This window comes from Pedobacter roseus (assembly GCF_014395225.1).
GTDB classification, from domain to species: domain Bacteria; phylum Bacteroidota; class Bacteroidia; order Sphingobacteriales; family Sphingobacteriaceae; genus Pedobacter; species Pedobacter roseus.
Genome location: NZ_CP060723.1, coordinates 813,563 through 831,285, shown reverse-complemented (window position 1 = coordinate 831,285; position 17,723 = coordinate 813,563). Strand labels below are relative to the sequence as shown.

The following is a 17,723-nucleotide window of genomic DNA, read 5'->3' as shown; positions in this document are numbered from 1 at the left end:
TTGTTAACTATTTAAGTTTACTGGTATTAGAAAGTGTAAGAAAATGACAATGAATAATTGCCTCCCGGTTTATAGCTAGAAATTGTCTCGTCTGTTGTTGTGCTATCAAACTTCTTGTTTAAATCTCTATCATAATATTGAGTAATACGCTTATTCAATATATCTCCTGCGTTGAATTTAATTTCTCCTTTGTTTTTAATAACTTTTAATGCCAATTGCAAATCGAGTACATCTCTTGGCACATCCCAGATCTCAGGGAATAAAGCACCTCCAGCTACGATCAATCTACGTCCAACTCTATTATATAATGCATTGAAACTCAATTTATCATCTAAGAAACTATGCTGTAATCCTGCATTAATAATGTAAGGAGCTTGTCCAACCATGGGCCTATCGGTATTCAATAGGTTAATACCACTATTTGCTACTTTTACCTTCGATTTGATGAAAGATAAATTGGTATAAAAAGTGGTATTCTTTAAGAAATCTGTTTTTGAAATAAAGTCTAAACTTTTACGGAACTCAAATTCAACACCGTAAACATTTACCTCATCAGTATTAATGTAAGTCACAATCCTGCTGGATCCAGAATCCTGGTTATAAGATTCAATTGCGTTATGGAATTTTTTATAGAATCCTGATACAGAAATGACCTGACCTGCCTGAGGATAAAATTCAAAACGGATATCACCATTATCTATTTTTGATTCCTTTAAATTCGGATTACCTTGTTGTAATGATAACAACTCATAATCATAAATAGAAGTAGAAGATAGTTCTCTAAATTCAGGACGAGCCAAAGTACGGTAATATGATGCCCTTAAGTTTACCTTTGGGGTTAAGCTATAGGTATAGTTTGCAGATGGTAAAAAATCAACATAATTATCATCAACAGAAGTTTGAGGTGAAGGATTTTTTGCATCCAATACCACATTAAATTGTTCAACTCTTAAGCCCCATACCAATCTAGATTTTTCACCAAATTTGTTATCTAACATTAGGTAACCGGCATTAGTCATTGAATGAGCATCATAAGAATCTGCGTCAGCAGAAATATCAGACAAGTAATATGCACCACTATTAATGGCGTCAGCACCATAAAGCGTACTCAACGATCTCCTGGCAATTTCATCAGCATTAGCTGCACCAGTGTTAGCAACTAAGCCAACGAATCTAGCGTCGAAAGATCTATTACGATAGATTGAGCTTAAACCAGTTTTAAAAGTAGCTAGCTGCCCCAACATTTTAAATGGCAAAGTATAATTTGCGCCTCCACTGTAGTTGTTTTCATTTAACTTTGAAAACAAAGTAGAGTTTTCTTTACTTAAAGTACCAGTACTTGCTACATATACATAATCAGCCGAACCGATATCTGATGGATTTCTTTGATAAGATACTTTCTTTTGGTCGGGTTGATCATTTAAAATATTAGCATAACTTACAGACCAATTGATTTTAGAATTATTTTCACCTAATGCATGATTACCTTCGATAGTAGATTTGAACAAAGATTTCTGCATTAAATCAAAAGCAAAATACTTCGTATCGCGATTTCTATCCTTATTGAATCCATTTCTCTCTAAATATGAATCATCATAGTTTCTATTATATATATTTTTGAAAGTGATCTTACTTTTCCCGTAGGTATAAGCAAAATTTGCCAATGCACCCAAGCTAGTTGAAAACCTATAAATATTATCATGATAATCAACATTCACATAATCACGAATTACATCATTGTTTATTGTTTGCGAATTTCTATATGTTAGTGCAAATAAAGATCCAAACCTATTAGCGCTATTTTTAAAGCTTTTAACTCTACCTAACGTGAATTGATAATTCTGAGTAGGCAATGCCGTGTTACTATACACATTCCAGTTTCTAGGTAATGATTTCATACCCGCCGCTTGCTCAGTAGGCGTTAAGCCATTATTGAATTTATTTCTTGAAGGGAAATTATTTGGCAGGGCTCTATCTCCATTATCAAACGCAAGATAATCAGTAAAGTTTCTTGCTCCACTTTTGAAATCCTTAAAAGTAGATTCTGTATTATAACCAGCACCAACTCCTAAACTTATAAAGTTACTATCAGGAATATCTTTAGTTAAAATTTGAATCGAACCACCTGTAAAATCTGCAGGCAAATCTGGAGTGGCAGTTTTGCTGATAATCAAGTTATCAACTAAGTTTGAAGGTACAATATCGAATGAGAAAGCTTTACGATTTGGCTCAGTACTTGGAAGTGATCCACCATCAAGCGACGCATTATTATATCTATCGCTTAAGCCTCTTATTACAACAAACTTATTGTCTTGAACAGTCGCACCGCTTACCCGCTTTAAAACGTCAGAAGTATTTCTATCGGGAGATTTTTTAATTTGATCGCTAGATACGCCATCAGAAATAACGGCACTATTTTTCTGCTTGGCATAAAGTGAATTTATCGATTCTTGTTTAAAGCTAGCCTTAATAACGACCTCACCAAGATTTTGACCTCCAGCTTCATTAAGCACCACATTTAAACTGGTAACTGATGGCGATTTAACCTCAATAGCGGATACTTCTTTAGTTTGGTAACCTACATACGAAAACTCAAGTGTATATTGGCCATTGGACATAGCCTGTAGCAAATATTTTCCATCAACATCAGTTGATACACCTTTGGTAGTACCTTTAATTTTAACCGTTACACCAATTAAGGTTTCACCCGTTTTTTTATCAGTAACTGTTCCAGAAATTTTTCCAGTTTGTGCATATGATAATATGCTGATCATTAAAGCGAACACAGTAAGTGCCGCGATTCTAAAAGAGTTTAGTAATTCCAATTTGCCTTTATTTGATAAAGGCAAAAGTATTACCACAGTGTTAACTGCAAGTTAGGTATTAATTAATGTTACTTTACCTTAAGGTTAATTAAAGATTAAGCACTTTTATAAGTTAGTATCTAATACCCGTCTTTTTGCAAATGAAGTGCAATAACCAGATGGGGCCGATTAACAGGAATTTAACATCATCTAAAAATGATGGCTTCTTTCCTTCTATTTTATGTCCGATAAACTGACCGACCCACGCCGCTACAAATATCCCCGCATAAATGGCATAAGCAGTTCCGCTGCCCAAGCCAACTGCCTGTTCTATTTTCACGATAATGTAACTCATTAAACCCACAACCCAGATCATTAAAAAAAATAATACAGGCGATAAGGTAAAATAATAATATAAGCTAAAGGCCAAAAGAAACGATGCCCAGTTAAAGAAACCATTATAACTTCCTAAAAACCCAATATGCGGAAATGGAATCTGCCAGATGAGTCCCAATAAACTAAATACGATTAACGGCACACAAATCCAGTGTACCAGTTTGTTAGTATGGTTTTGGTGACTTTCGGCATACTTATCGAAAAGTATATCTACCGGACGTTTTGGCTCGATTTGGATGGTTTGCTTGCTCATTAATGTAAAAATAAAAAAAAGCGATGGAATATCCATCGCTTTATATTTTGTTTCGCTATTTCGTTTCGTGAGGACACGAACCGAGGCTAGTGCATGTAATCACAAAATCATTGTAATCACCTTCCTTATTTAGCAAAGGCTACAGAACGGGTTTCCCTGATTACGGTAACCTTAATCTGACCAGGGTAAGTCATTTCTGTTTGAATACGGGTAGAAATATCAGCAGCTAAAAGTTCTGCCTGTGCATCGGTAATGCGCTCGCTTTCTACAATTACACGTAACTCTCTACCTGCCTGGATAGCGAAAGTTTTCTCAACACCTGGGTAAGATAAAGCCAATTCTTCCAGATCTTTCAAACGTTTGATGTAACTTTCTACCACCTCACGGCGTGCACCTGGGCGGGCACCAGAAATCGCATCGCAAGCCTGAATAATCGGTGAGATCATTGAAGTCATCTCGATTTCATCGTGGTGGGCTCCAATTGCATTACAAATTTCAGGATGTTCTTTATATTTTTCTGCCAGTTGCATCCCTAAGATTGCGTGTGGCAATTCTGGGTTATCATCAGGTACTTTACCTATATCATGCAATAAACCTGCACGTTTGGCCATTTTAGCATTTAAACCCAATTCTGCCGCCATTGTAGCACAGAAATTGGCTACCTCACGAGAGTGATGTAAAAGGTTTTGACCATAAGATGAACGGTAACGCATACGGCCAACCATACGGATCAGCTCAGGGTGCAAACCGTGAATACCTAAATCGATTACGGTGCGCTCACCAATTTCTACGATCTCATCTTCGATCTGTTTTTTGGTTTTCGCTACAATCTCTTCGATACGGGCCGGGTGGATACGTCCGTCGGTAACTAAACGGTGTAATGCTAAACGGGCAATTTCTCTTCTTACCGGATCGAAACCAGATAAAATAATCGCTTCAGGAGTATCGTCAACAATAATTTCGATACCGGTTGCGGCTTCTAAAGCACGGATATTTCTACCCTCTCTACCAATAACACGACCTTTAATCTCATCGCTTTCGATATGGAAAATAGATACAGAATTCTCGATAGCAGCTTCGGTAGCGGTACGTTGAATGGTTTGAATAACCACTTTTTTAGCTTCCTTGCTTGCAGTAAGTTTTGCTTCGTCAACAATGTCCTTAATCTGGATCATGGCCTGTGTACGGGCAACTTCCTTCAGGTTTTCTACCAATTGGTTTTTAGCTTCTTCGGCCGATAAACCTGCGATGGTTTCTAATTGGGTTAAATGTTGATTTTTTAGCACTTCTACCTCTTCCTGCTTCTTAATGGCAATTTCGGTTTGCTTTTCGAGCTGGCTCTTTTGTTTATCAAGCTCCTGCTCTTTTTTATTGAAGTTTTCCATGCGCTGGTTCACCGATTGCTCTTTCTGCTTCATGGTGTTTTCGCGCTGGTTAATGTTATTATTCTTGGCATTTACTTCTTGCTCATGCTCAGCTTTTAATTGTAAAAATTTCTCTTTGGCTTCTAAAAGTTTGTTCTTTTTTAAAATTTCGGCATTATTTTCAGCGTCTTTTAAAATCTTTTTCACCTTGTTCTGTGCAGCAACTTCCTGCTGTTTAAGCAAGTTACGCAGGAGGAATCTTCCTACCACTACTCCGATAGCTATACCTGCTATTACAGCAAATACGTATCCTAATATTTCAACTATTTCCATTTTGTTTTTTAAGTAAAAAAAAACCGCAACTAATCTTTAAAGTCTCATACATTTTAAACCTCAACTAAGCATAATTAGGGTTTAAGCCATTTTCAGGTGCAAAGCAGATGAAATACGCCCTCTTAACCCTATAGATATTGAAGTGTTAAGTTTTATAAAATTTGAAACTCAAAAACTAGCTGCGGCTATATTTTTGTGCTAATATCGTGTTCTGTCATACCAGCGATGGAACAGGGTGTATAGAGCGAAGTGTTTAATACGCTAAACCCGGGATTATCCCCAAAGATCCTTCATTACATCCGATAACTATCGGATCTGGATGACAAAAAAAATATAAAGAACGAACCTTATTTTGAAAAGAAATTATTGAGTAAAACATCCAATTCTTCAACTTTATCGGCAACAGCAGTATCCTGGTTTTGTACTTTGTTTTCTGTTCTCAATACGGCGGTTGCATAATGCAATACTGCCATAGAAAGAAGGTCCTGCTTATCTCTAACCGCATAATTATCCTGATAATCTTTTATGCGCTCGTTGATCATTTTTGCTGCCCGTCTCACAATTTCTTCCTCTTCCATATTCACCTTTAAAGGATAAATACGGTCGGAAATGGTTATTTTAATCGAGATTTCTCCCATTTGTTTAGCTTAGTTTCTGATTTTTTCGCATCATTATTTCTTTAACAATGCGATACTTTTATCAATCTCCCGCACAAAATCGTTAATTTTTTGCTTAATGTCAAGCGATTTTTCGCTTGTTCCCTCTATACTTTTGGCCAATTTTGTAACCCTGAGTTTTTCATCAAGTTCCACATTTTTGCCCTTAGCCGTATCGAGCGCGACTTTTAACGATTGATTTTCAAGCTTTAATAAATCATTTTCTTCCTGTAGCGCATTACATAACTCAATTACCTGAGTCGTTTTTTGTAATACCTTATCTAATTGATCTGCAACAGAAGTCATGAATTTATTTCTAAAAATACGAATTTATATTTTATTTCCTAATTTCTGCACCAGCTTGTGCCGTTAAATTCGCGATTAACTTCTGCATGGTATTTTCGATCTGCTTATCCGTCAGGGTTTGTTCTTCATCCTGTAAAATAAAATTCAGGGCATAAGATTTTTTACCTTCAGGCAGTTTATCACCCACGTACACATCAAAAACGCCTACTTCTTTAATCAGTTTTTTATCGGTTTTGAAGGCAATGCCTTTCAAGGTATCGAAAGTTACCGCCTGATCGATCAATAAAGAAAGATCGCGACGTACCGCAGGGTATTTAGAAATTTCCTTGTTAACAATCTTGTTTTTCTTCACGATATCCAATAAAGTAGCCCAATCGAAATCGGCATAAAATACTTCCGCATTTACATCAGCCACTTTACGGTCGGCTTTTGAAACCGCACCAAAGCTTACCAAAGTTTTATCTCCGCGGAAATATTTAATGCCATAAGCAAAGTTCTCGTCGCTTATCGCATCGCTTTGGTAGCTTGCAATCCCTAAACGTGAAATAACCGCATCAACAGCTGATTTTAAGTTGTAAAAAGTTGCTGGTTTTGCATTGTGGTTCCACTGCTCGCTTTGTTTAGTCCCCGAAACCAATAATAACAGCCTCGAACGTTCCACATACTTTTCGTTAATTAAGTGATAGGTTTTACCAAATTCGTAAAACTTCACATCTGCATTTTTACGGTTCTGGTTGTAAGCAACACTTTCTAATGCAGGCATCAATAAATTTTGGCGCATTACATTTAAATCGCTGCTTAACGGATTTAGAATGAATACCGCTTCATCTAATTTTTTCGAGTAAGCCGATTTGGTTAAAGAGTTGCACATAATTTCAGCATAGCCGTTTGAAGTAAGCATACCTGCAATTACATTATGTGTATTCTCCTTTTCGGGCTTAATGCTATATGAAAGCGACGCATTTACCTTTGAAGGTATTTCTATATTATTATAACCATAAATACGCAATACCTCTTCAGTAATATCGCACTCGCGGGTAACATCAACCTTAAATGAAGGTACTCTTAAAGCCAAAGTATCATCAGAGGTATTGGTTGCAGAAATACCCAAAGCGGTAATAATGTGTTTGATTTCGGCCGAAGGAATATTTGCACCAATTAATTTATTGATGTTGGTATAGCTCACCTCGAACTCAAACGGTTTGATATGGCTTGGGTAAATATCAGAAACTGATGAAGAAATTTCTCCGCCAGCCAGTTCTTTAATCAATAAAGCAGCATATTTTAAAGCGGTAACGGTAATTTCAGGATCGGTACCACGCTCGTAACGGAAAGATGCATCGGTTTTTAAACCATGTCTTTTCGAAGTTTTACGAACAGAAACGGAATTGAAATAAGCACTTTCCAGGAAAATATTTTTGGTTTTGGCATCAACACCTGAAGATTTTCCACCAAAAACACCTGCGATACACATTGGTGCTTCGGCACTACAGATCATTAAATCATCTGCACTTAATTTACGCTCTACATCATCAAGGGTTACAAAAGGTGTTCCTTCAGCAACCTTTTTCACAATTACTTTGCCACCGGTAATTTTATCGGCATCAAAAGCATGTAGCGGCTGACCTAAGCCATGAAGTACATAATTGGTAATATCGACTACATTATTAATGGGGCGTAAACCGATTACTTTTAATTTATCTTTTAACCAGTCTGGCGATTCTTGTACGGTAACACCCGAAATGGTAACACTGGTGTAACGCGGGCAGGCAGCCAAATCTTCTACTTCTACGGGAATAATAAGATTCTCGTTATCGGTTTTGAAAGCAGAAAGATCAGGCATTTCATATTCACTTCTGAAATAAGCAGCCAAATCTCTCGCCACACCTAAATGAGAAGCGGCATCGGCACGGTTTGGCGTTAATCCGATTTCGAAAACAAAATCATCGTCCATTTTGAAATGGTCTTTTGCACGGATACCCACTTCGGTATCTTCAGCAAGGATCATAATGCCATCGTGTGATTTGCCTAAACCAATTTCATCTTCGGCGCAGATCATTCCCTGCGAAAGTTCTCCCCTGATTTTTGATTCTTTAATTTTAAAAGGTTCACCTTCTAAAGGATATACGGTTGTGCCTACGATAGCCACCACCACTTTTTGGCCAGCGCCTACATTTGGTGCACCGCAAACAATCTGAAGATTTTCTTTACCGCCAACATTAACGGTGGTAATACGCAAGCGATCGGCATTAGGATGTTGAACACAGGTTAAAACTTCGCCGATAACCAAACCCTCAAGGCCGCCCGCTACAGGCTGCACCTTTTCTACACTTTCTACTTCCAAACCTACATTGGTAAGGATTAACGAAAGCTCCTGAGGTGTTTTATCGATCTGTACGAATTGTTTTAACCAGTTATATGATATTTTCATTTATTGAGATTTGAGATTCCGGACATTAGATTTGAGACTTAAGGAATCTAAAATCCTGATTCAAGAATTATAAAATGCAAAGATATTATTTAAAGGTCAAAGGAGAAAGTTAAATTATTGAGTTTTGAGATTCCGGACATGAGATTTGAGACTTACCAACGCTAACCCTGGCTCAAACACAAAATATAAATCACTAATGGCCAATATTCAGATTGGATAGAATGACCGCGCATGCCCCTGCCCCTATTACCACCATGATCACTGAGGCAATAACCAATTTAAGACCTGACTTAACGGGCTGGTTTTTTGCCGCTTTTACGACGATCTGAATGATGCCAATTACAAACAGCAGTACAGCGGCCACCCAATATATTATAAAAAGTCCCATTAACTTAAACTAAGCATTTAACTGTTGGCAAGCAATACGGCGCAGGCACCAAAACCAATTACAACCATAATTACTGAAATAATGATCAATTTCAATCCGGATTTTACGGGCTCGTTTCTTGATGATTTAATAATAATCTGAATAATCCCCACCACAAAAAGTACGATTGCAGTAAGACAATAAATTACAAATAAGCCGAATAAACCACCCATATTAGTTCATATTTAATTTTTCTCTGATCAGATCTATTTTATTGTCGCGGTAAAAAATGTTCATGGTTTCGAAGGGTACCATTTTATATTTATCGCTTACAATGTGTACGCAAGATTTTTTAACTGCACGCACATCAAAATCAAGCGGATCCATGAAATTCATGATGATAATCCGAAATAAATTATCATAGCTTAAACTATCCGATTTTACCCTTGGTAAACAGCACATCAGTTCGCCAAAGGTATCTTCGGCACAATCAACCGAAACACCTGTGCTGAACAAATTGAGCATGTGCTCTTTCAGTTTTTCATCATGTTCAAAAACGATGGTATTTTTTGAATTATTGAGCAAATCTTCCGGATTGATCAAATGCGTCATTGGTATAACCTCATCACCGATTTTTAAGGCATAAGCCATGCACAGTGCATCGGGATTACAGGGAACGGGAATTAAATCCTGAGGGGTAAAGGTTGGGTACTGCTCATAAATTTTTCTGCGCACTTCGGTTAGGGTAATCCTCCCCTGCTGATCGTTATAATCGTCGTTCCGCCCGGCAACCTGCGTAGGTTGAAAAGTAACACCCCGAACACATTTCTGCTTGAGGGCATAATCTAAAATATCGCCAATTTCATGGTCGTTTAAGCCATTTTGCAAAGTAACTACCAAAGTAGTAGATACATTAAACTGATTTAAATGATCAATGGCCTTTCTTCTCACCTCGGTAAGGTCTTCGCCCCTAAGCTTGGTTAATACTTCGGGACTGAAACTATCAAACTGCAGGTAAATTTCAAAATCGGGCATATAACTGGCCAACTTCTCTACAAATTTGATGTCTTTGGCAATCCTGATACCATTCGTATTTACCATTAAATGTTTAATGGGTTTTGTTTTGGCAAGATCTAAAATCTTAAAAAATTCGGGATGGACCGTCGGCTCCCCACCTGAGAGCTGAACCACATCAGGCTCCCCCTCGTTGGCTACCACAACATCCATCATGCGTTCTATTTCTTCCAAAGTTCTGTGCCTGCCATAACTTGGAGATGACATGGCGTAACAGGTAGGACAGGCCAGGTTACAGCGATCGGTAACTTCTATAACCGTTAAACACGAGTGCTGTTCGTGATCGGTACACAAACCACAATCGTAGGGGCAGCCGTAATGCACTTTGGTATTAAACTTAAGCGGCATTTCCGATTGCTTGTTATAATTCCGGATCTGTTTGTAATATTCTACATCATCGGCAATCATCACTTTACTATCACCGTGCGTTCTGCAGTTTTTCAACATAAACACTTTGGCATCCTGAAAAACAATTTTCGCATCGCAAAGCTGTAAACATTCCGGACAAAGGCTTTTGGTATAATCGTAGTATATATAATCTCTGGTATTGGCCATAGTGTTTACTTTTTAACAGCTATCTTTTTAGAAATCCTGATGATGAATCTATAATAATAAATAAAAATAAACAATGCAGACCAATGAATACTGCTTAAATTTAAAAATAATGAATGGTAAGGCTTAATAAATTCGATCAAAAAGCGAAATAAGAAATACAATACCATAAAAAGTTTAAAGCGGTCACCGTTAATCAGCTCTTTATGCTTTAAGCTGTTAAAAAGAAAAATCAAAAGTACGAGGTAAACTATTTCATAAAGCATAATGGGGTGCCGGGGTATACCATCACCCAAATCCATCCCAGTAAAAAGATGGGTGGGAATGCCATAAGTCGGCTCATCAATCCCCATAGAAAAGCAGCCGATGCGTCCAATAATCAGCGCCACTAAAATGGGGATTACATAAATATCGCCAGAGGCAACCTTTACACCAATTATCTTTTTTATTAATTCTACGCCAAATAACCCTCCAAGCAGTCCGCCAATAATGGTTTTACTTTGATATAAAATTGAAAACGTAAGGTGATTGATTACTTCAGGAGTTTCCAGCACAGCTACCACCCGCGAGCCTATCAATGCTCCTAACATGGCACCCAACATAATCCACAGCCTGTTTTCGTCGGAAATCTGATCTACGATGCCTTTTTTATAATAGTAATAAAGCCTTACACCTATTATAAATGCGAGGGTTTCGAAAATATAATGATAGTGATATTGTGCGCCAAAAAATTCGAACTGAAATGGAAAGACTGACAGGGTTTTTAGTAGCATTTATTGAAAGAAAAGTCTGCAAAAAACTGGCAGGTGATCAGAATAATACCTTTTATCCTTACTATCGGTTAAAACGGCAAACTTTTGTACTTTAAAACCTTTGTTTACAAAAACATAATCGATGCGGTCTTTCAGGTCGCTATCGAAATGAAAACCATTAAAAGTACCTGCAGGGCCATAAGGTGCTTCTACGGAAACTTCTTTTGCATCTGTAAGAAAAGATTTAATGGTTGCAATGGCTTCTGTTTCGGGCGTTACATTTAAATCGCCGGTAAAAACAACAGGCAACGTTGGTGCAATCTGCTGGATTTTCTGTTTCAACAATTTAGCCGATTCAATTCTCGCCTGAACGCCGATATGATCATAATGGGTATTAAATACGATAAATTCTTTTTTGTTCAGTTTGTCATACAGTTTTATCCAGCTGCAAACCCGGTTTAAAGCTGCATCCCATCCTTTTGAAGGCACATCGGGTGTTTGCGACAACCAAAAAGTTCCTCCGTCTTTTTTGGTAAACCTGTCTTTATCAAAATATACGGCAGAAAATTCGCCTTTTCTTTTGCCATCATCGCGACCAACACCTACTACATCGAAATTGGAATTTTCAAGCAGTGCATCAAATTGCTCGGGCAAAGCCTCCTGTACACAAAGAATATCGGCATCATGAAATTTCACCAGGGCTTTAACATTATCTTTCCGGTTCGGCCAGGCATTTACACCATCTGAGGCAACATTTAAACGGATATTGTAAGTAATGATATTAATGGGCATGGCTGCTTTTTGAGCAAAAGCAAAAACAGTTAATAAAAGAAAAACAGGGATAATTTTTAAACTATTCATATTACAAATACATTTTTTTCCGGGATTACGGAAGATTATAAATTATAAATTTAAGCTGCGAGGATACTAAATTAAGGTTAATTGTATTTTAACAATGAAATATCTTTTAAATTAAATCTTCATCCTTGTAACTGTAATATCGGTTATTGGCAAAAATAACATGGTCTACCACAAAAAGTGTAAGCAGATTGCCAGAAGCCACCATATCCCTGGTGAGTTTATCATCGCTTTCGCTTGGCTTTAAACTTCCTGAAGGATGATTATGCGCCAGAACAATATTTGCCGCATTATTCTCCAGAGCCGTTTTAAAAATAATTTTCGGATCGGCTATGGTACCCGCCTGTCCACCTTTACTGATCAGGAATTTCCCAATAATTCGGTTAGACCTGTTGAGCAACAGGATCCAGAATTCTTCGTGGTTGAGGTTGGCAAAGGTATGATGCATGTACCTGTAAACATCACCAGAGGTAGTGATTTGAGTAACATCTTCTTCAGCGGTTTCTTTCCGTCGCAGGCCGAGTTCCAGAGCAGCCATGATGGTGAGGGCTTTGGCTTCGCCTATGCCTTTAAACCTCGAAAGATCCTGGATAGACGCTTTGCCCAAACGGGTTAAACTGTTATCGTAAAAAGCCAGAATCCTTTTACTGAGGTCGACAACAGTTTCGGTTTTACTTCCTGAACCAATTAAAATTGCGATGAGTTCAGCATCAGTTAAATGCCTTCTGCCATGCAACAAAAGTTTTTCACGCGGGCGGTCTTCTTCAGCCCACAGTTTAACGCCTAGTTTCTGTTCGTATTGTTCCATTTTTTTCGACAAAAAAAAGGCATCCCAACTTTTGGTTGGGATGCCTTTGCTAATATCGTAAAAAAATTGGCTTATTTTAAACCGTTAACGAATTTCGTTAATTTCGATTTATTGTTTGCCGCTTTGTTTTTGTGGATAACATTCTTTTTAGCTAAACGATCTAACATAGAGATTACTTTAGGCAATAAATCAGATGCAGATTTTTTATCTTCTGCAGCACGTAATCTTTTAATAAAGGTACGTGTAGTTTTTGCCTGATATCTGTTACGTAAACGTTTTGTTGCGTTTGCTCTAATTCTTTTTAATGAAGATTTATGATTTGCCATTTCTATTTAGCCTTTTATTTTTCTTATTCGTTTCCTATAATTCGGGTTGCAAATATAGGATTAATGTTTTTAAATTACAAAACACTTTTAACTTTTTTTTAATTAAAATTTAACCCCGTTTCCGAACTGCAAAAATACATTAAAATTCTTCATTAATAATACTTTAACTTAATTGAATAAAATTTCTTTTCGATTAAGAAAACAGCCCTAAAAACACTATTTTTGGACAAAACGATTTTTGAGTGAAAAAACGAATAGCCATCTTTGCATCAGGTTCTGGTTCTAATGCCCAAAAACTGATGGAGCATTTTAAAAGAAGTAACGAAATTGAAATTTCTTTGGTGTTAACCAATAACGCCGAGGCTTATGTATTACAAAGAGCTGATAACTTCGAAATCCCTACCCATATTTTCGACAAAAACGAATTCTACAAAACCGATGAGGTTGTGGATCTGCTCAAAAATCTTGAAATCGATTTTATTGTACTGGCAGGCTTCCTTTGGTTAATTCCTAAAAGCCTGATCCACGCCTACCCTGGCCGGATTGTAAATATCCACCCTGCTATTCTCCCTAAGTTTGGCGGAAAGGGCATGTACGGCGATCATGTGCACAATGCGGTGATGGCTGCCGGTGAAACCGAAGGCGGTATCACGATCCATTATGTAGATGAAAACTATGATGAAGGTGAATACATTTACCAGGCCCGCTACAGAATTGATAAAAACGACAACCTGGAGATGGTAAAATTTAAAGGTCAGCAGTTAGAGCACCAGCATTATCCACGGATAGTAGAAACGATTGTTAAAAAGATAAAAAAGTAATATTAGGATTACGTGCTATTCGATTTTAAAAATTTCAGGATCCGTTTTAGCGCACAGCAACATTAGAGTATCACCAACCTGTAAAGAAGAGTTTGTGTTGATCACTTCCTGCATCCAGATTTTATTGTTTAACTTATAGGTAAATATAGCGTAAGGCGTTTGACTATTTCTATTCCTTTGTATATATAATTTCGTCACAATCCCCTCTGCGGGCACACCATATTTTGCCAGTTGTTTTTCCATAAAAGACTCATGCATCTTAAAAACAAAAATCGCAACCGGACCTCCAACACATAATACAAAAAGGAACGATTTAAATTTATACCATCGTTTACTATCGTCCAACCATAAATTACTTAAATAAAACAAGGCCAATATAGCTGAAATGCCTAGCAATATTACGCTGTTAAACCCGAAATAACGATGAGAATGGTAAATCCCGATGTAACAACATATAAGAAGGAACATGATGGTTATATAGGTCCACTTTTTTCTACGATTTGATTGATACATTGCTTCTGTTAACCCTAGTTATCAATTAGTACTTATTATATGATGCGGGCTAAAATAATAAAATTCGAAATACCTCTACCATCAATTTAAAATTAGCTGGCAACTTCCAGGCAAACAAAAAAAGATAAAGGCCTGCTTTACATAAGCACTATCAGCATATTTGAGACCTGAAAATCCTTTTGAAAAAGAAAAAATGCCTGGTAAAGAAAAATATCTAAATAATTTCATTTTTATTGGTTTCACCACCTAAATAAATTCCCCTGTTTTTACTACCTTTGCGGCTCAAAATTTTCAGTAGAATGAGTCAATCCATTAAAATCAAAAACGCTTTAATCTCAGTATATTATAAAGATGGTTTGGAGCCATTGGTAAAATTGTTAGCCGCGCAAGGTGTACAGTTATTTTCTACCGGTGGAACAGAACAATTTATTAAAGATTTAAATCTTCCGGTTACAGCGGTTGAAGATTTAACCGGTTACCCTTCTATTTTGGGCGGACGTGTTAAAACCTTACACCCAAAAGTATTCGGTGGAATTTTAAACCGCAGAGCGTTAGCAGGCGACCAGGAGCAGATTGCTGAATATGAGATCCCTGAAATTGATTTGGTGATTGTTGATTTATACCCTTTTGAAGAAACCGTAAAAGCAGGTGGAACACCGGAAGAAATTATCGAAAAAATCGATATCGGTGGTATTTCCCTAATCCGTGCTGCCGCGAAAAACTTTAACGATGTAGTAATTATTGCTTCTAAAAATGACTACCCTACTTTACAGGCACAGTTAGAAGCGCAAAATGGCGAAACTACTTTGGCACAGCGTAAATCGTTTGCTAAAACAGCTTTCCATACTTCTTCGCACTACGATACTGCAATTTTTAACTATTTTAATACAGAAGAACCACTTGATGTTTTTAAACAGAGTGTAACTGAAGCCAAAACGCTACGTTATGGCGAAAACCCTCACCAGGGTGGTGTATTTTATGGCGATTTAGATGCCATGTTTACCAAACTGAACGGTAAGGAGCTTTCGTATAATAACCTGGTTGATGTGGATGCAGCCGTTGCTTTGATCGACGAATTTGAAGATCCGACTTTTGCGATCTTAAAACATACAAATGCCTGCGGTATTGCTTCACGTCCGACCGTTAAACAAGCCTGGGTTGATGCTTTAGCATGCGACCCTGTTTCTGCTTTCGGTGGTGTATTGATTACCAATGTGGAAGTTAATCTTGAAACAGCAGAAGAAATTAACAACCTGTTTTTTGAAGTATTAATTGCACCTTCTTACCAGCCAGAAGCAGTAGAATTGTTCAGTAAAAAGAAAAACCGCGTGATTTTGCAACGTAATGAGGTTGAATTGAGCAAAAAACAATTTAAAACCTTATTAAATGGTGTAATTGAGCAGGATAAAGATTTAATTATCGAAGGTCCGGAGCAAATGACTACCGTTACCGATAAAGCACCAACCGAACAAGAACTGAAAGACTTATTCTTCGCCAATAAAATTGTAAAACATACCAAATCTAACACCATTGTTTTGGTTAAAGATGATGTACTGATTGCAAGCGGTGTTGGACAAACTTCACGTGTTGATGCGTTAAGACAAGCGATTGAAAAAGCTGCTTCTTTTGGTTTCAGCGTTAAAGGTGCTGCCATGGCTTCTGATGCTTTCTTCCCTTTCCCTGATTGTGTGGAAATTGCTGCCGAAGCCGGAATTACTGCGGTGTTACAACCAGGTGGATCGATTAAAGATGCTGATTCTGTAGCAAAAGCAAACGAAAAAGGTATTGCAATGGTAACTACCGGGGTAAGACACTTTAAACACTAAAAAGGTATAAGGTTGAGGGTTTAAAGGCTGAAGGTTTTACATCATGCCTTACAATAACGATAGTTTAAACCCAACAATTACCGCTTTTTATTTTCTGAATATTTTAATTGCCTTAAAAACAATTCAATAACTGAAGAAAATAAAACTTAAAACAATAAAAAAGCTATTTTTACATTAGGAATAGTATAGATTTGACAAAATAAAGAAAACATACCTTATACATGGGATTATTTAACTGGTTTACGCAAGAAGTTGCCATCGATTTAGGCACTGCGAATACCCTGATTATACATAACGACAAAGTAGTTGTAGATGAGCCATCTATCGTTGCTTTTGATCGTACTACAAACAAAGTCATTGCTATAGGTCGTCAGGCAATGCAAATGGAGGGTAAAACCCACGATAATATTAAAACCGTTCGTCCACTAAAGGATGGAGTAATTGCCGATTTCAACGCCGCTGAGGCGATGATTAAGGGTATGATCCGTATGCTTAATGGCGGTAAAGGATGGATGTTCCCTTCTTTACGTATGGTAATCTGTATTCCTTCTGGTATTACAGAGGTAGAAAAACGTGCTGTGCGCGACTCTGCAGAGATTGCAGGCGCAAAAGAAGTTTACTTAATACACGAGCCAATGGCAGCTGCTGTAGGTATTGGTATTGATGTTGAAGAACCGATGGGCAACATGATTATCGATATAGGTGGTGGTACCACTGAAATTGCGGTTATCGCTTTATCTGGTATTGTTTGTGATCAATCGATCCGCGTGGCCGGAGATAACTTCGACTCTGATATCGTTAACTACATTCGCCGTCAGCATAATATTATGATCGGTGACCGTACTGCTGAGAAAATCAAGATCGAAGTGGGTGCAGCTTTACCTGAATTACAGGATGCTCCTGCTGATTTTGCTGTTCAGGGCCGTGATTTAATGACGGGTGTTCCAAAACAGATCACCGTTTCTTATACCGAAATTGCACACTGTTTAGATAAATCGATCTCTAAAATTGAAGAAGCGATTTTAAAAGCTTTAGAGATTACCCCACCAGAACTTTCTGCTGATATTTACCAAACCGGTATTTATTTAACAGGTGGTGGTGCGTTGTTAAGAGGTTTGGATAAACGTGTGGCTGCAAAAACAAAATTGCCTGTTCACGTTGCAGAAGATCCACTTCGTGCGGTAGTGCGCGGAACCGGAATCGCCCTTAAAAACATTGGCGGATATAAATTCTTAATGCAATAACCTAGATTTGAGATATGAGATGTGAGATTTGTGACTAAT

Annotated in this window: 16 protein-coding genes; 3 read left to right on the top strand and 13 right to left on the bottom strand. The window is 37.5% G+C overall.

What is annotated here, in order from left to right; translation table 11 throughout:
• Positions 1 to 26 precede the first annotated feature (26 nt).
• From H9L23_RS03685 to rpsT, 12 genes are all read right to left on the bottom strand, one after another.
• A complete protein-coding gene (locus H9L23_RS03685; protein ID WP_187593720.1) occupies positions 27 to 2,774 on the bottom strand; it encodes a TonB-dependent receptor in 2,748 nt (915 codons plus the stop codon).
• A 163-nt stretch (positions 2,775 to 2,937) separates the two neighbouring features.
• Complete coding sequence (locus tag H9L23_RS03680) at positions 2,938 to 3,453, bottom strand: Mpo1 family 2-hydroxy fatty acid dioxygenase (protein ID WP_187593719.1); 516 nt, start codon at positions 3,451 to 3,453, stop codon at positions 2,938 to 2,940.
• A gap of 125 nt (positions 3,454 to 3,578) precedes the next feature.
• Positions 3,579 to 5,150, bottom strand: a complete 1,572-nt coding sequence (gene rny, locus H9L23_RS03675) for a ribonuclease Y (protein WP_187593718.1) — start codon at positions 5,148 to 5,150, stop codon at positions 3,579 to 3,581.
• 347 nt (positions 5,151 to 5,497) lie between these two features.
• The gene (locus H9L23_RS03670) at positions 5,498 to 5,788 is read right to left on the bottom strand and encodes a cell division protein ZapA (protein ID WP_025143281.1); all 291 of its coding nucleotides are present in this window, start codon (positions 5,786 to 5,788) and stop codon (positions 5,498 to 5,500) included.
• Between the two features lie 33 nt (positions 5,789 to 5,821).
• Positions 5,822 to 6,112: a hypothetical protein gene (locus H9L23_RS03665; RefSeq protein WP_187593717.1), complete on the bottom strand. Its 291-nt coding sequence runs from the start codon at positions 6,110 to 6,112 to the stop codon at positions 5,822 to 5,824.
• A gap of 31 nt (positions 6,113 to 6,143) precedes the next feature.
• Positions 6,144 to 8,543 (bottom strand): phenylalanine--tRNA ligase subunit beta, encoded by a 2,400-nt coding sequence (gene pheT / locus H9L23_RS03660; RefSeq protein ID WP_187593716.1) that lies wholly within the window; start codon positions 8,541 to 8,543, stop codon positions 6,144 to 6,146.
• A gap of 405 nt (positions 8,544 to 8,948) precedes the next feature.
• Complete coding sequence (locus H9L23_RS03655) at positions 8,949 to 9,143, bottom strand: hypothetical protein (RefSeq protein WP_025143285.1); 195 nt, start codon at positions 9,141 to 9,143, stop codon at positions 8,949 to 8,951.
• Position 9,144: 1 nt separating this feature from the next.
• A complete protein-coding gene (locus H9L23_RS03650; RefSeq protein ID WP_187593715.1) occupies positions 9,145 to 10,539 on the bottom strand; it encodes a radical SAM protein in 1,395 nt (464 codons plus the stop codon).
• A 5-nt stretch (positions 10,540 to 10,544) separates the two neighbouring features.
• Positions 10,545 to 11,309 (bottom strand): prolipoprotein diacylglyceryl transferase, encoded by a 765-nt coding sequence (locus tag H9L23_RS03645; protein WP_187593714.1) that lies wholly within the window; start codon positions 11,307 to 11,309, stop codon positions 10,545 to 10,547.
• Entirely contained in the window at positions 11,310 to 12,149 is an 840-nt protein-coding gene (locus H9L23_RS03640) for an endonuclease/exonuclease/phosphatase family protein (RefSeq protein ID WP_187593713.1), read from the bottom strand.
• Between the two features lie 106 nt (positions 12,150 to 12,255).
• Positions 12,256 to 12,954 (bottom strand): RadC family protein, encoded by a 699-nt coding sequence (radC, locus tag H9L23_RS03635; protein WP_187593712.1) that lies wholly within the window; start codon positions 12,952 to 12,954, stop codon positions 12,256 to 12,258.
• Positions 12,955 to 13,025: 71 nt separating this feature from the next.
• Positions 13,026 to 13,280 (bottom strand): 30S ribosomal protein S20, encoded by a 255-nt coding sequence (gene rpsT / locus H9L23_RS03630; RefSeq protein ID WP_187593711.1) that lies wholly within the window; start codon positions 13,278 to 13,280, stop codon positions 13,026 to 13,028.
• Between the two features lie 242 nt (positions 13,281 to 13,522).
• Here rpsT and purN point away from each other — a divergent pair, with 242 nt between their 5' ends.
• Positions 13,523 to 14,101, top strand: coding sequence for a phosphoribosylglycinamide formyltransferase (gene purN, locus H9L23_RS03625; protein WP_187593710.1), 579 nt, complete (start codon positions 13,523 to 13,525; stop codon positions 14,099 to 14,101).
• A 15-nt stretch (positions 14,102 to 14,116) separates the two neighbouring features.
• Here the strand turns inward: purN and H9L23_RS03620 are convergent, their stop codons facing one another.
• Positions 14,117 to 14,344, bottom strand: coding sequence for a hypothetical protein (locus H9L23_RS03620; protein WP_187593709.1), 228 nt, complete (start codon positions 14,342 to 14,344; stop codon positions 14,117 to 14,119).
• 569 nt (positions 14,345 to 14,913) lie between these two features.
• Here H9L23_RS03620 and purH point away from each other — a divergent pair.
• Positions 14,914 to 16,440, top strand: a complete 1,527-nt coding sequence (purH, locus tag H9L23_RS03615) for a bifunctional phosphoribosylaminoimidazolecarboxamide formyltransferase/IMP cyclohydrolase (protein ID WP_187593708.1) — start codon at positions 14,914 to 14,916, stop codon at positions 16,438 to 16,440.
• Between the two features lie 221 nt (positions 16,441 to 16,661).
• Positions 16,662 to 17,684, top strand: coding sequence for a rod shape-determining protein (locus tag H9L23_RS03610; protein WP_010601761.1), 1,023 nt, complete (start codon positions 16,662 to 16,664; stop codon positions 17,682 to 17,684).
• Positions 17,685 to 17,723: the final 39 nt, after the last annotated feature.